Origin of the sequence: Larkinella humicola, assembly GCF_008727875.1 — a bacterium.
Classification (GTDB): domain Bacteria; phylum Bacteroidota; class Bacteroidia; order Cytophagales; family Spirosomataceae; genus Larkinella; species Larkinella humicola.
In genome coordinates, this window is record NZ_VTWS01000003.1 from 556,377 (window position 1) to 572,699 (window position 16,323).

7 protein-coding genes are annotated in these 16,323 nt (G+C 50.9%); 1 reads left to right on the forward strand and 6 read right to left on the reverse strand.

The features are described from left to right. Positions 1 to 16 precede the first annotated feature (16 nt). Positions 17 to 2,989, reverse strand: a complete 2,973-nt coding sequence (locus F0P93_RS14380) for a SusC/RagA family TonB-linked outer membrane protein (protein ID WP_150877068.1) — start codon at positions 2,987 to 2,989, stop codon at positions 17 to 19. Between the two features lie 282 nt (positions 2,990 to 3,271). On the opposite strand from F0P93_RS14380, the gene F0P93_RS14385 reads away from it, so the two are divergent. Next, positions 3,272 to 5,983 carry a triple tyrosine motif-containing protein gene (locus F0P93_RS14385; RefSeq protein WP_191908820.1) on the forward strand — a complete coding sequence of 904 codons (2,712 nt, stop codon included), beginning with the start codon at positions 3,272 to 3,274 and terminating at the stop codon, positions 5,981 to 5,983. A 54-nt stretch (positions 5,984 to 6,037) separates the two neighbouring features. Here F0P93_RS14385 and rpsG read toward each other — a convergent pair whose 3' ends face one another. The 5 genes from rpsG to rpoB all read right to left on the reverse strand — a co-directional run bounded on the left by rpsG (position 6,038) and on the right by rpoB (position 16,179). Further along, complete coding sequence (rpsG, locus tag F0P93_RS14390) at positions 6,038 to 6,505, reverse strand: 30S ribosomal protein S7 (RefSeq protein WP_114406408.1); 468 nt, start codon at positions 6,503 to 6,505, stop codon at positions 6,038 to 6,040. Between the two features lie 75 nt (positions 6,506 to 6,580). Next, complete coding sequence (rpsL, locus tag F0P93_RS14395; protein WP_114406409.1) at positions 6,581 to 7,003, reverse strand: 30S ribosomal protein S12; 423 nt, start codon at positions 7,001 to 7,003, stop codon at positions 6,581 to 6,583. Positions 7,004 to 7,125: 122 nt separating this feature from the next. Continuing rightward, positions 7,126 to 7,446, reverse strand: a complete 321-nt coding sequence (locus F0P93_RS14400) for a DUF3467 domain-containing protein (protein WP_114406410.1) — start codon at positions 7,444 to 7,446, stop codon at positions 7,126 to 7,128. Positions 7,447 to 7,660: 214 nt separating this feature from the next. Continuing rightward, the gene (gene rpoC / locus F0P93_RS14405; protein ID WP_150877070.1) at positions 7,661 to 11,989 is read right to left on the reverse strand and encodes a DNA-directed RNA polymerase subunit beta'; all 4,329 of its coding nucleotides are present in this window, start codon (positions 11,987 to 11,989) and stop codon (positions 7,661 to 7,663) included. A 326-nt stretch (positions 11,990 to 12,315) separates the two neighbouring features. Beyond that, on the reverse strand, positions 12,316 to 16,179 hold the full coding sequence (gene rpoB, locus F0P93_RS14410; RefSeq protein WP_150877071.1) for a DNA-directed RNA polymerase subunit beta: 3,864 nt from the start codon (positions 16,177 to 16,179) through the stop codon (positions 12,316 to 12,318). Between the last annotated feature and the right edge of the window lie 144 nt (positions 16,180 to 16,323).

Sequence of the window (16,323 nt, forward strand, 5' to 3'; positions counted from 1 at the left end):
GGTTGCCCGTTAAAAATTAAAATCCAATTTGTAAACCAACCGTCGTGGTGCGGTAGACCGGCACGACGTCCAGGTCGACCCCGCGGCTCAGCGTGCTGGCATCGTTACCGCCTACTTCCGGCGAGAAGCCCGAGTAATTGGTGAACGTAACCGGGTTCAGGGCGTTGACATACGCCCGGATGGAACGCACACCCAGCGAACGCAGCAGGCTCGACGGCAGGGTGTAGCCTACCTGAATGTTCCGAATCCGGACGAAGGAACCGCTTTCGATGAAGTAATTCGAGACATCGTAGTTGGGCCCGCCGTTGGTCAGACGCGGCTGGGTCGTCGATGGATTTTGGGCCGTCCAGCGTTCCAGGGCAATGCGTTCGTAGTTTTCGTTGCCGAAACGCACCGCCCGCCGACCATTGTAAATTTTATTGCCGTGGGTCCCCTGCAAATCGACACCCAGATCGAAGCCTTTGAAGGCAAAATTGGTATTGAATCCCCAGAACATTTTCGGAATCGGTGTTCCCAGATAAACGCGGTCATCGCCATTGATGACGCCATCCCCGTTGATGTCCTCATACCGCAAATCACCCGGCTTGGCATTGGGTTGAGCGCTGCCCCGTACTTCATCGGCGGTCTGGAAAACGCCTATTCGGTTATAACCGAAGAACGCACCAATGGGTCGACCCACATCCGTCAGCGTAGCCGTCCGGCCGTTGCCCAGGCTACCGCCAATAATCGGAATCCCGCCATTGCCCAGGTTGGTTACTTCGTTCTGCACCGTCGTGAGGTTGGCGTTCAGGCTGTATTTCAAGTCGCCGGCGGTATCATTCCAGCCCGTCGTGAATTCAAAACCCCGGTTGTAGGCACTGGCGGCATTGGACTGTACCTGACGGCCATTCCCGATGTTGACATTCAGGATCATGTCGGACGTATTCCGGTTGTAATAGTCGATTTCAGCCGTCAGACGGTTATTGAGGAATCCCATTTCCAGACCAATATCTGTTTGGGTAACGGTTTCCCAAAGCAGGTTCGACGTATTGGTACTTTGCAGCGTGGCGCCCTGTTGCAGCGTTTGCCCGGATCCAAAAATGGCGTTCAGACCGCTGCTGATGCGGGAATAATATAAATAGTTAGGGATGTTGGTGTTTCCCAGCTTTCCGTAGCTGACCCGTAGCTTCAGGTTGCTGAACAACTGTTGGTCCATCATGAAGGGTTCATCGATGATCCGCCAGCCCAGGCCAACGGCCGGAAAAGTGGCCCACCGGCTTTCGGTCGGAAAGCGCGACGAACCATCCCGCCGGAGACTCACGGTCAGTAAATACCGGTCCAGTAGGTTGTAGTTGACCCGAAACAGGTACGATGCGTAGGTAAACTCATAGCTGCGGTTGTCGGGATTATCGGTCGTTTGGGCGCCGACGGTGCTACCCAGCGATAGGAATTTCACGTTGTTGTTATACCCCGGCACGTTGAAACGGATGCCCTGCAACACATCGGCACGGCTATTCTGCGCCGTCGCTCCCACCAGCACATTGACGTTGTGAATCTTGTTAAATGTCCGATTGAACGTCAGCGTGTTTTCCCACAACCAGGTCGTGTTAAGCCCATACTCACGCGTCAATTTGCTCTGGTCATTCCGCTGGCTGGCCGACACCAGATACTGGGGCAGGTAAACGCTGCTGTTGTTGAGGCCCAGATCCACCCCGAAGCTGGAGCGCACAGTGAACGATTTCAGAAAGTCGAGTTCGCCATAGATATTCCCGACCAGTTGGCCGCTTTTGGCAATGTCGTCGGTTTGATACGCCAAAACCGCTGCCGGATTCGCTACGGTGCTGACACTCGAAAAACCGTAGGTCCCATTGGCATTGACCGGCGTGATGGTCGGGTCGGCATTATAAGCCGTTTGGACAATCCCGCCCGGGATGTTGTTGGACTGCGCTCGTGAGAACGCCAGGTTGTTCCCAAGCCGGAAATTTCCCGTCAGTTTGTAGGTGTTGTTTAAACGGAAAGTCAGGCGGTTATACGCCGATTTGTCAACAATTCCCTTTTCGTCGTAATAACTGCCACTGACGTTGAAGGTAACCCGCTCGTTGCCGCCCGAAGCTGTAATCTGGTGACTCTGGACACTGCCGTTGCGGAAGATATAATCGAACCAGTCCGTTCCGGCCCCAAACGAGCTCGGATTCGGAAATTTAATGGCTCCGCCTTCGCTGACGGCCACTTCGTTCACCAGCGTGGCAAACTCGCTGGCATTGGTCATATCAAGCTTTTTACTAAGCTGCGTAACCCCGCCAAAGCCTTCGTAATTAAACACAGTACGACCGGATTTACCGCTTTTCGTCGTTACCAACACCACCCCATTCGCTCCGCGAACCCCGTAGATAGCCAGCGAGGACGCATCTTTCAGCACATCGATGGTTTGGATGTCGGAGGGGTTCAAAAACCGGATGTCATCGACAAACATACCATCGACCACATACAGCGGATTGCTGTTTCCCACCGTGCCAACCCCCCGAATCCGGACGTTTGGTGCTGCGCCCGGCAAACCCTGGTTGGTAGTAATCAACACCCCGGCCGCTTTGCCCTGCAAGGCCTGCGTCGCATTCGCAACCGGACGGCTGGCAATGTCCTGGGCTTTCACGGTAGAAATAGACCCGGTCACATCCGCCTTTCGCTGCACGCCGTATCCGACCGCTACCACTTCGGTCAGCGTAGTGACATCTTCTTCTAATTGTGCGTCTACGGTTGGGCCGTTCACCGTGCGTTCCGTCGGCTTCATGCCAATAAAACTGAAAACCAAAACATCACCCTGATTAGCCTCGATGCTGTACTGACCATTGGCGTCGGTATTGGCTCCTTTCGTTGTATTCTTAATCTGAACACTGACACCCGGTAATACCGAACCGTCGATCGCTGTCACTTTCCCGTTGACTCGTTGCTGCGCCCAGGCCGTAGCCGTCAGCAGCAGCAATGCCATTAAACTGAGTAAACCCCTCTCCATAATTTTTCTGATAAATTGTTTGCTTATTCTTAGCTCAAATGTAAACGAACTCCAACCAGATTCTGTTAAAATGGGGTACATCACTACTACATCATTTTAACTACACAATTAGTTTTCAACTTAAAAACAGCCTATAACCCTATGATAGTGTTCTGTAAATGAGTTTGTTACATTTTTAATAACTTTTCACATTACTTGTGCTTACCCATCATGCCAAGGTGCTTTCAACGAATAAAGGGGTTTATTCATCTTCCAATCTGGTTACTTCTTGTATCCGATTTGATGTCGGCTCCTACTTCCCAAAATCCGTTTCTGGCGCCCTACATCCGAAATTTTCCGAAACAGGAATACCAGGCCTATAATCAAAACTGGTCGCTTTGTCAGGACAAGGTTACCGGTTTCCTGTATGCTGCTAACTCTAAGGGCTTGCTGGAATACGACGGAACGCGCTGGCAAACCTATCGATTGCCCAAACGGCAGATTGTTCGGTCGGTGGCTATCGATCCACAAGGACGCATTTATACCGGCGGTTTGGGTGAGATTGGCTATTGGCAGCCCAATGCTGCCGGTGTGCTTCACTATCGTTCACTCAGCGGACGGATTCCCGGCAAGCTTTTCCCGAAAGAAGAAATCTGGAATATTGTCATTGGCGCTGACTTCGTGTTTTTCCAGTCTTTTTCGACCGGTTTTTTATACCGCAACGGGCGGGTTTCCGAGGTGCGTTTACCGGGCAATGTGCTTTTTCTCTACGGAGTTCGTAACCGCTATTATCTCCAATCCATCGGAAACGGTTTGTATGAACTGGTGAATGGAAAATTCGTTTCCCTTCCCAATACGGAGCCGTTGGGTTCCACGGCGGTTCATGCGATTCTCCCGTACGGGCTGAAAGGGCTGCTGATCGGCACCCGCGATCACGGTTTATTCATCTATGAAAATGGACGTCTTTCCCGGTCGAATCACCCTGCCAGCCAGTTTTTGCAGCGGTACCAGTGCAATAAAGGGCTGGCGTTGTCGGATGGCCGGTATGCTTTCGGTACGATTCTCAACGGGATGATTGTCACTGATACGACCGGCACTCTATTGTATTCCGTCAATCAGCGGCAGGGCCTGCAGAACAATACTGTCCTCTCGCTGGCTCTCGACCTCAAAGGAAACGTCTGGGCCGGACTCGATGACGGCATCGATGCCATAGCGTTCAGTTACCCGCTGAAGTATTTTACGGATCCAAACGGTCAACTAGGAACGCCCTACGATGCGGTTCTTTACCATAAAAAGCTGTATTTAGGCACCAACCATGGCGTATACTGGTGCGATTTCCCCACATCCGGTGTACCGGTTTACCATCTGGTGGAGGGCTCACAGGGGCAGGTCTGGGATTTGACCGTACTCGACGGGCAGTTGCTTTGTGGTCACAACGCCGGTACGTTTCGGATAACGCCTGCCGATGGGTGGGAGTCCCTTTTCACGCAAACCGGTGGCTGGAGTTTACGGGCGTTGTCTTCACAGCCCGGTTTTGCGCTACAGGGAACGTACACGGGCTTGTGTGTTTATCGCCGTGACCCGAACGGCAAATGGCAATTCAGCCATTCGATCACAGGGTTTAGCGAACCCATTCGGCAGGTTTGGGAAGATGCGGAGGGACAAATCTGGCTGCGTCACGCCCACAATGGGGTGTATTCGGTCCAGTTATCCGCGGATTTACGGAAAATTAGTCACCTCAACTGGGTAGCTTCCTATTCCCAAGAGGCCGGTTTGAAAAAGCAGTTTGGGGTTTCAGGATCGATTCGGCGAATTTTCGGTGGCTGGAACGATGAACAGCTCTTCTTGCGGCAGGATGGCAGTCTTCTGGTGGCCAAACCGGACGGCTTAAAAGCGGAATTTTCCATCAGCCACTTCGCCTGGATGGATGATTATGAGAACATTGTCCCACTGGACTCGGTGTATTACTTGCTCTGCTTTGAGAAAGGCTATGCGCTTTTGCCCCGGCAGGAGTTGTCAGCGGTAAGCAATCAACAACAGACCAGCAAACCCCTGATCCGGCAGTTGGCCGTTCTGAATGGAAACGACAGCCGGAATTTTACCTTTCGTAGTGCTTCATTCCTGGCATCCTTTTCTCCGGTTCTGAAAGCCAGAGAAAACCACCTGGTCTTTCATTTTAGCACGCCCGAATCCATTCAGGAGCCTTTATTCAGCTACCGTCTGGCCGGATTAGATGAGGACTGGTCGGATTTCAGCCCGCTGGCCGAAAAAGAGTATGCCAGTCTGCGGCCGGGCACCTACGAATTTCAGGTGCGTTCTACTTCGGAAGGTTCCGTTACCTCGTTTCCGTTTGAGATTTTGCCGCCCTGGTACCAGAGCGTCTGGGCTTATCTGACCTACTTTCTGATTGGGTGCGGTTTGATTGGTGGCAGCTTTTACGTTCACCGGCGGCAGGTGGCGACTCATCAAACCAAAGTCCGGCAGCAAATGGAGGATAAACTGGCCCGGGAACAGGAAAAGCACCGGCAGCAACTGATGCAGGTTCAGAAAGAAAAACTGGAACAGGACGTCATCGGCAAGTCGGAGGAGCTGGCCAACACCACCATGAACCTGATTCACAAAAATGACCTGCTGCTCAAACTGAAAGGAGAAGTTGAGAAATTAAAAGATGAGGTTCAACAACGGCAAACCATCGATCAGGCAACGGGACACATCAACCAGCTCGTCAAACTGATCGATTCCAATATTTCAAGCCGGCACGACTGGAAGGTTTTCGAGAAGAACTTTAACAAAGTTCACGAACAGTTCTTCAAGCGGTTATTGAGCCAGTACGACGGTTTGACGCCCGACGACATGCGGCTGGCGGCTTACCTGCGGATGAATCTTTCGAGTAAAGAAGTGGCTAAATTGCTCAACATTACCGTCCGGAGCGTCGAACTGAAACGGTATCGCTTGCGAAAACGATTGAATTTGCCACAGGAAGCGAATCTGAACGAGTTTATGATGGCCTTTTAAACAAAAAAAGACCTCCTTGTTCGGGAGGTCTTTTCAATACTGACTTGGTTCGGATTAGAACCGGAAGTGGGAGAATGCCTTGTTGGCTTCGGCCATCCGGTGGGTGTCATCCTTTTTCTTGACGGCAGCGCCTTCACCTTTTGCTGCTGCTACGATTTCCGCTGCCAAACGATCGACCATGGTTTTTTCACCACGTGAACGGGCATACTTGATCAGCCATTTCATGCCTACTGATACTTTACGATCAGGACGTACTTCCGTCGGAACCTGGAATGTGGCACCACCTACCCGGCGGCTTTTCACCTCAACTGAAGGCATTACGTTGTTCAACGCCTTTTTCCAAACGTCTAAGCCGTTGTCGTTGGTTTTTTTCTCAACCAGCGCCAGTGCGTCGTAGAAAATGGAGTACGAAAGGCTCTTTTTACCTTCGTACATGAGGTTGTTCACAAATTTCGTTACCAGCGTCTCCTTGTATTTAGGATCGGGTAAAACGTATCTTTTCTTTGGTTTTGCTTTTCTCATGATCTTCAGATGATAAATCTTACTCTAAACGTTGTGCATCGTTGGCAACGCTCAGTCAATTAAATCCGGGAGCTATTATTTTTTCTTTTTAGCGGGAGCTCCCTTCGTCGGTGCAGCCACCTGACCCGGTTTCGGACGTTTCGTACCGTATTTCGAGCGGGCTTGTTTCCGACCGCTTACGCCAGCCGTATCAAGTGCTCCACGAACGATGTGATAACGCACACCCGGAAGGTCTTTCACCCGACCACCCCGTACCAGAACAATCGAGTGCTCCTGCAGGTTGTGGCCTTCGCCCGGAATATAGGCGTTAACTTCTTTGCCATGTGACAGACGCACACGGGCTACTTTACGCAAAGCCGAGTTTGGCTTTTTGGGGGTGGTTGTGTACACACGCGTACACACACCACGGCGTTGTGGGCAAGAGTCCAATGCCGGCGACTTTGATTTAAAAGTCAGCTTTTCACGGCCCTTGCGTACTAATTGTTGTATCGTAGGCATTGTATCAGAATTGGTATTACTACAGTCCTCTGGAAAAATAGGAGTGCAAAATTAGCTAAATCGGCTGGAAAACCAAAGTGACTGGCGAATTAATTTTCAGTAATTTCTTGTCCATTACCGGATTAGGCTTCACCGATCGGGCCGCCAAACTGGGTCGGAAACCGAAACGCATCTTCAGCGCCGTTGATATCTCCATACGTATCTTCAAATTTCCGGATGTTATCTTTCAGGGCCGTCAACAACCGCTTGGCGTGTTCGGGGGTCAGAATGATCCGGGATTTCACCTTGGCTTTGGGAATACCGGGCATCAAACGAATGAAATCGATGATGAACTCGCTGTTGGAATGCGCAATCATGGCGAGATTGGCGTAGATTCCTTCCGCAATTTCTTCCGTTAATTCGATGTTGATCTGTGCGTCCTGATCAGGTAACTGGTTTTCCATAGTCATTTGGTGTAAGAATCAAAGATAAAGAACTCTCTGCGGTTTTCCGTAGTTCAAAAAAACTGTGGGTATTTTTATCCACCTGACCAACAACTTATTGACTATGCGGTATCAGATTGCAGGTGGATTCTGGATTGACCCGGCCTTTGCCTATACAAAAACAGGGCCAGACCGAATGGCCTGACCCTGTTCACTTTTCATGTATGGATCGAGACTAAACCGTCTCGCGTTTTTTGCTGCGCGTAAATTTCTCACGCGTTTCAACGAACGATTCGTATTCTTCTTTCGAGTTGACAATGATGTTGGCGTACCGGCGCGTTCCCGTACCAGCCGGGATCAGGTGGCCTACCAACACGTTTTCTTTCAAGCCTTCGAGGTAATCGGCTTTTCCACGGATCGACGCTTCGCTCAACACCTTGGTCGTTTCCTGGAATGAAGCTGCCGACAGGAAGCTTTCCGTACCCAACGACGCCTGTGTGATCCCCTGCAGGGTCGGTTGTGAAACCGCCGGCATGGCATCACGAACATCGACCAGTTTCATATCCCGACGTTTCAGGCTCGAATTTTCATCGCGCAGACGACGTACAGAAATGATCTGACCGGCTTTCAGCGTTTCAGAATCACCCGGATCCATGACGACTTTCATGTTCATGATTTTGTCGTTTTCGGTCCGGAAACTCCATTTGTCAACCGATTGCATATCCAGGAAGATCGTGTCGCCAGCGTCCATAATCTCAACTTTCTGCATCATCTGACGAACAATCGCTTCGATGTGCTTATCATTGATCTTCACACCCTGCAGACGGTATACCTCCTGAATTTCATTCACCAGGTACTCCTGCACCGCGGTTGGTCCTTTGATCGACAGAATATCCGACGGCGTAATGGCGCCATCCGACAGCGGATCACCCGCCCGAACGAAGTCATTGTCCTGAACCAGAATGTGTTTCGACAACGGCACCAGGTATTTCTTCTTCGTTCCGTCTTTCGACTCGATATAAATTTCGCGGTTACCGCGTTTGATCGTACCGTAGGTAACAACACCGTCGATTTCGCTCACAACCGCCGGGTTCGACGGGTTACGCGCTTCGAACAATTCCGTTACCCGGGGCAGACCACCCGTGATGTCGCGGGTTTTACCAACGTTACGCGGAATTTTCGCCACCGGCTGACCGGCCTTGATCGACTGACCGTTTTTCACAACCAGACGGGCACTCACCGGCAGGTTATAGCTTTTCTCAGTGGTGTCTTCCAGCAGGATACTGGTTCCTTTCACCATAATCGCCGGGTTTTTGGTCTTATCCCGGCTTTCGATGATCACCATTTCCTGGAAGCCCGTTTGTTCGTCAAACTCTTCGCGATAGGTAATGGCTTCTTCGATGGCTTCGAATTCCAGTTTACCCGTTATTTCGGACAAGATAACGGCGTTGTACGGATCCCAGGCGCAAAGTTCGTCTCCCTTCTTCACGAGTTGGTTTTCCTTGACCCGCATGAAAGCACCGTAAGGCACGTTGTTGCTGATCAACACCAGATTCGGATTAGCCGGATCGACAATTTTAACTTCACCGGAACGACCCATCACGACCGTAATCGGGTTTCCTTCGTTATCAACGGATTCAACTGTCCGCATTTCTTCAAACTGAACCATCCCGTCGAATTTCGCCCGAATGGACGCATCGACTGCGATGTTTGAAGCCGTACCCCCAACGTGGAAGGTCCGAAGCGTCAACTGCGTACCCGGTTCACCGATGGACTGCGAAGCAATTACGCCCACTGCCTCACCAATGTCGACCATGCGACCCGTTGCCAGGTTCCGACCGTAGCATTTCGCGCAAACCCCTTTCTTGGCTTCGCACGTTAACACCGACCGGATTTCGACGGTTTCAATGCTGGTTTCGTCAATAGCAGCCGCGATTTCTTCGTTGATTTCGCTACCACCCGCCACTATCAGCTCTTTCGTCAACGGATTATACACATCGTGTACCGTAACCCGACCCAGAATCCGCTCTGACAATGGTTCAACGATGTCCTCGTTGTCTTTCAATGCCGAGATCTGGAGACCGCGCAACGTACCGCAATCGTCTTCCGTAATAATGACATCCTGCGCCACGTCGTGCAAACGACGGGTCAGGTAACCGGCATCCGCTGTTTTCAAAGCGGTATCAGCCAAACCTTTCCGCGCACCGTGCGTCGAGATGAAGTACTCGAGTACGTCCAGACCTTCTTTAAAGTTCGACAGAATCGGGTTTTCGATGATCTCGCCGACTGAACCTTGCAGGTTCTTCTGTGGCTTGGCCATCAACCCCCGCATACCGCCCAACTGACGAATCTGTTCGCGTGAACCCCGGGCTCCGGAGTGCATCATCATAAAGATCGAGTTGAATCCTTGCTGATCGGCTTCCAACTGCTTCATCAGGGTTTCGGTGATCCGGCTGTTGACGCGCGTCCAGATGTCAATCACCTGGTTGTAGCGTTCATTTTCCGTAATCAGACCCATCAGATAGTTGTTCCAAACCGACTCAACTTCCTGTTTGGCTTCACCAATCAGTTTTTCTTTCGCATCAGGAACCTTCACGTCACTCAAACCGATTGACAAACCGCCTTTGAAGGCCATTTGGAAACCGAGTTCTTTGATGTCGTCCAGGAACTGAGCGGTTTTCGATACACCTGAAATTTTGAAAATGTACGAAATAATCTGCTGCAGTTTTTTCTTCGTCAGCAGTTCATTGATATACCCAACCTCTTCCGGTACGGACTGATTGAACAGCACCCGACCAGCTACGGTATCGATAATCTTCGTTTCCAGTTCGCCTTTTTCGTTCCGAACCTTCGTCCGAACGTTGACATTCGCATGCTTCGAGACTTTGCCTTCATTGATGGCAATGATCACCTCTTCCGCGCCATAGAACGTCATGCCTTCGCCGATGATCGGATATTCGGGCGTACTCTTGCGACCTTTCGTCACGTAGTACAAGCCCAAAACCATGTCCTGCGACGGTACCGTAATGGGCGCGCCGTTGGCCGGGTTCAGAATGTTGTGCGACGCCAGCATCAGCATCGAGGCTTCCAAAATGGCTTCCTGTCCCAGCGGAACGTGAACGGCCATCTGGTCACCGTCAAAGTCAGCGTTGAATGCTGTACAGACGAGTGGGTGCAACTGGATTGCTTTTCCTTCAATCAGTTTCGGCTGGAACGCCTGAATACCCAAACGGTGCAGCGTTGGAGCCCGGTTCAACAGAACGGGGTGACCTTTCAATACGTTTTCCAGAATATCCCAGATAATCGGGTCTTTCCGGTCAACGATTTTCTTCGCCGATTTCACGGTTTTTACAATACCGCGCTCGATCAGTTTCCGAATAATAAACGGCTTGAAAAGCTCAGCCGCCATATCTTTCGGCAGACCGCATTCGTGCAGTTTCAATTCGGGTCCAACAACGATTACGGAACGACCCGAATAATCGACCCGCTTACCGAGCAAGTTTTGACGGAACCGGCCCTGCTTTCCTTTCAGCATGTCCGACAACGACTTCAGTGCCCGGTTTCCTTCCGAACGAACCGCGTTGACTTTCCGGGAGTTGTCAAACAAGGAGTCGACCGCTTCCTGCAACATCCGCTTTTCGTTCCGCAGAATTACCTCCGGCGCCTTGATTTCAATCAGACGCTTCAGACGGTTGTTCCGGATAATCACCCGGCGATACAAGTCGTTCAAGTCAGACGTAGCAAAACGACCACCATCCAGAGGCACCAGCGGACGCAATTCCGGCGGAATCACCGGCACCATGCGAATCACCATCCACTCGGGGCGGTTTTCAACGCGGGTGTTGGCATCCCGGAAGGCTTCAACGACTTTCAGTCGCTTTAGGGCTTCCGCTTTCCGTTGTTGCGATGTATCCGTTGCCGCAGCGTGGCGCAGGTTGTACGACAGTTCGTCCAACTTCACCCGTGATAGCAACATTTCGAGGGCTTCAGCCCCCATTTTGGCGATAAACTTCTGCGGATCAGAATCCGGCAAAAGCTGGTTGCCACTCGGCAGTTTATCAACAATGTCCAGGTATTCGTCTTCCGTTAAGAAGTCGAGTTCCTGAATACCGTCTTCCCCCTTGATACCGGTTTGAACGACAACGTAGCGTTCGTAATAAATAATCTGATCGAGCTTCTTGGTAGAAAGACCGAGCAGATACCCAATTTTATTCGGAAGACTCCGGAAGTACCAGATGTGGGCAACCGGAACCACCAGTTCGATGTGTCCCATCCGTTCCCGGCGCACCTTTTTCTCCGTTACTTCCACCCCACAGCGATCGCAAATAATGCCCTTGTAGCGAATCCGTTTGTACTTCCCGCAATGGCATTCCCAGTCTTTGACCGGCCCAAAGATCCGCTCACAGAACAAACCGCCCATCTCAGGCTTGTAAGTCCGGTAGTTGATCGTTTCAGGTTGGGTCACTTCCCCGTACGAACTCTCCAGAATGGACTCAGGCGAAGCCAGGCTTATCAGCACCCTGGAAAAGTCGCTGTTGAGTTTTTTGTTCTTCTTAAAGGACATACTTGTATGGATTTTTTAAAAGCTAACCACCACTAGACTAAACAACTTTTACGCAACTATCATTCACGGGTGTGATTGCCCGCACACCCTGTACACGTTATGTAGCTGATCGCAAATCATCCTGCGCTTCTTAGGAAGAGAAAGAAAACCGGTTTTGGCAATGTAAAAGCGCATATGCATAAAAAACAAGCACGTAGGTTGAGGATTTCAACCGTGTACTTGTAGCTTTTCAGAAATATATGAGTTTTGGCGTCACACCGGAAAATCCGTTTAGCGAATTAGTACTACCGGTCGATTCGACTGAACCGACCGGTAAACCATTTTTATTAATCCATCGTCACCTCAAGGGCCAGACCGCGTAGCTCGTGTACCAACACGTTGAACGATTCCGGAATATTCGGTTTCGGCAGATTTTCGCCTTTTACGATGGCTTCGTATGCTTTAGCCCGGCCCACGACATCGTCGGATTTAACGGTCAGGATTTCCTGAAGAATGTGCGATGCCCCGAATGCTTCGAGCGCCCAAACTTCCATTTCACCAAACCGCTGACCTCCAAACTGTGCCTTACCACCCAACGGCTGTTGCGTAATGAGTGAGTACGGTCCAATCGAACGGGCGTGCATTTTATCATCCACTAAGTGACCCAGTTTCAGCATGTAAATAACACCCACGGTAACCTTCTGATCGAAACGTTCGCCCGACAACCCGTCGTGGAGATACGTACGGCCAAACGAAGGCAACCCGGCATCATTCAGTTCCGAAACCACCTGGTCTTCCGTTGCTCCGTCGAAAATGGGCGTAGCGTATTTGCGACCCAATTTCAAACCGGCCCAACCGAGTACGGTTTCGTAAATCTGACCCAAGTTCATCCGGGAAGGTACACCCAGGGGGTTCAGAACGATGTCGACCGGCGATCCATCAGAGAGGAACGGCATGTCCTCATCCCGAACGATCCGGGCTACAACCCCTTTGTTCCCGTGACGACCGGCCATCTTGTCACCCACTTTCAGCTTGCGCTTCTTGGCAACATAGACTTTTGCCAGCTTCACAATACCGGCCGGTAGTTCGTCACCCACTTCGAGCGTAAAACGTTCGCGCTTGAAGCGTCCGGTGATTTCGTTCCGACGGTTGTTGTAATTTTTAACCATCTGGGTCAGCAACTTGTTCGTATGCGGATCATCGGTCCATCCTTCGATCAACAGGTCACCCAACAGGTTCACTTCTTCCGGAACGGAATAGCTGCTTTCGTCACGATACGGGTTTTTGTCCGGGAACAGGTTATCCGTGATGTTCTTCCGGGTAAACTTAACGCCTTTGCTCGTGATGTTATCGCCGAATTTGTGGTTGATTCCCTGCGAAGTCTTCCCTTCCAGCAACGTCGACATCTTGTTGATCATGCGCTCGCGCACACCGACCAACTCCCGGCTATACCGTTTCATCAACGCCTTAATCTCATCCTTGTGCTTCGAGCGTTCGTCTTTGTTCGGACGCGAGAACAGCTTCGTATCAATGACGACACCTTTCAGCGACGGCGGTGCTTTTTTGGAAGCATCCTTCACGTCACCGGCTTTGTCACCAAAAATAGCACGGAGCAGTTTTTCTTCCGGCGTCGGATCGCTTTCTCCTTTTGGCGTAATTTTACCAATCAGAATATCGCCTTCCTTCACTTCCGTACCGACGCGAACAATCCCGTTTTCGTCGAGGTTCTTCACGGTTTCTTCCGAAACGTTCGGAATTTCAGCCGTCAGTTCCTCTTCACCACGCTTGGTATCACGAACTTCGAGTTCGAACTCTTCAATGTGGATCGACGTAAAGATGTCTTCGCGAACAACGCGCTCCGAAATCACAATCGCATCCTCAAAGTTATAGCCCTGCCAAGGCATGAAGGCCACCTTCATGTTCCGGCCCAGCGCCAGCTCACCACCTTCGGTTGCGTATCCTTCGCAAAGCGGTTCGCCTTTTTTCACTTTCTGACCTTTCAGAACCATCGGCCGCAGGTTGATACAGGTATCCTGGTTCGTCCGGCGGAATTTAATCAGGTTGTAGGTCTTCAGATCATCATCAAAGCTGATCAACCGCTGATCGTCGGCCAGATCGTAGCGAACCACAATTTTGGTCGAATCCACAAACTCGATCACCCCGTTTTCTTCGGCAATAACCAGAGCACGGGAGTCGATCGCAACGCGTCCTTCCAGACCGGTTCCGACAATCGGTGCCTGCGGGCGGAGCAGCGGAACTGCCTGCCGTTGCATGTTCGATCCCATCAGGGCCCGGTTGGCATCATCGTGTTCCAGGAACGGAATCATCGAAGCGGCCACCGAGACAATCTGGTTCGGCGCAATATCCATATAGGTAATGCTCGACGGTTCCGAGATGGGGAAGTCACCTTCAAAACGTGACTTGATCCGGTCGCCCGTCAGCACTCCTTTCGTATCGACCTGCGTATTCGCCTGGGCAATGTAGTGCGTATCTTCTTCTTCGGCAGTCAGGTATTTCACCGGGATATCGGGCACGACTTTACCGCTGTCAATAATGCGGTAAGGCGTTTCGATGAAGCCCATACTGTTTACCTTCGCGTAGACGCAAAGCGACGAAATCAAACCGATGTTCGGTCCTTCCGGCGTTTCAATCGTACACAGGCGACCGTAGTGCGTATAGTGAACGTCACGTACCTCAAAACCGGCCCGCTCGCGCGACAGGCCACCGGGTCCGAGTGCCGACATCCGGCGTTTGTGCGTCACTTCGGCCAGCGGGTTTGTCTGGTCCATGAACTGCGACAACTGGTTCGTACCGAAGAACGAGTTGATGACCGAGGACAAGGTCCGGGCATTGATCAAATCGACCGGTTTGAAATCTTCGTTGTCCCGAACGTTCATCCGTTCTTTGATCGTCCGCGCCATCCGGGCCAGACCGACACCAAATTGGGCGTACAATTGCTCACCGACCGTCCGGACGCGCCGGTTGCTCAAGTGGTCAATGTCATCGACAACGGCTTTGGAGTTGATCAGACCGATCAGGTATTTCACGATGGAAACGATATCCTCCGTCGTCAGTACCTTCGTATCGGGCGCTACATCCAGACCCAGTTTTTTATTGATCCGATACCGTCCAACATCGCCCAAATCATAGCGTTTGTCCGAGAAGAACAAACTTTGAATGATTTCACGGGCGGTTTGCTCATCCGGAGCCTCGGTGTTCCGAAGCTGACGGTAGATTTGCTCAACGGCTTCTTTCTCCGAGTTGGAGCTATCTTTCTGCAGGGTGTTGTAGATGATGTTGTAATCAGCGACGTTCATATCCTCCTTGTGCAGGATGATCGACTTCTGTCCTGAATCAGTAATGGTGTCGATGTGATCAGCCGCGATGACGGAATCACGCTCCATCAATACCTCATTCCGGCTGATTGACACCACTTCTCCCGTATCTTCATCCACAAAATCTTCCGTCCACGTCCGCAAAACCCGGGCAGCTAGCCGACGGCCCACTACTTTTTTCAGGTTTGCCGGCGTTGCCGGTATTTCTTCAGATAAACCGAACAAGTCCAGGATTTCCTTATCCGAACCAAAGCCAATGGCACGCAGCAACGTCGTTACCGGAAATTTCTTTTTCCGGTCGATGTAAGCATACATGACGTTGTTGACATCAGTCGAGAATTCAATCCACGATCCTTTGAACGGAATGATCCGTGCTGAATACAGTTTCGTACCGTTGGTGTGCTTGCTCATCGAGAAGAACACACCCGGTGAACGGTGTAATTGAGAAACAATTACGCGTTCGGCTCCGTTGATGACAAACGAACCTTTCGCGGTCATATACGGAATATTTCCTAAAAATACTTCCTGCTCAATGGTTTCGAAGTCTTCGTTATCCGCATCGTTACAGGAAAGTCGTAATTTTGCCTTCAGGGGCACCGAATACGTCAAACCCCGGTCGATACACTCATCGACCGAATATTTCGGGGGATCCACCGAATAATCGATAAACTCCAGCACGAAATTCTCGCGGGAATCAGAAATCGGAAAATTTTCTTGAAAAACTTTAAACAAACCTTCTTTCGAACGATTATCAGAAGGGGTGTCTAACTGAAAAAAATCTTGGAAAGATTGTATCTGAACATCCAAAAAATCCGGATATTCGATCACTGGTTTGATTTTCGCAAAGCTTATACGCGTGGTTGTTTTCGTAGCCAAGACTTCGTTGCGTTTAGTGATAGTGATCGAGATTGACTCGTCCGCTTACTTTTGGTACACAAAAGGGCGTAAACGGACAACGTAATATACAGGAAAATAGTTTGCTTTCCCGTGTGTACAGCGCAAAACTCCCCAAACAGGAAA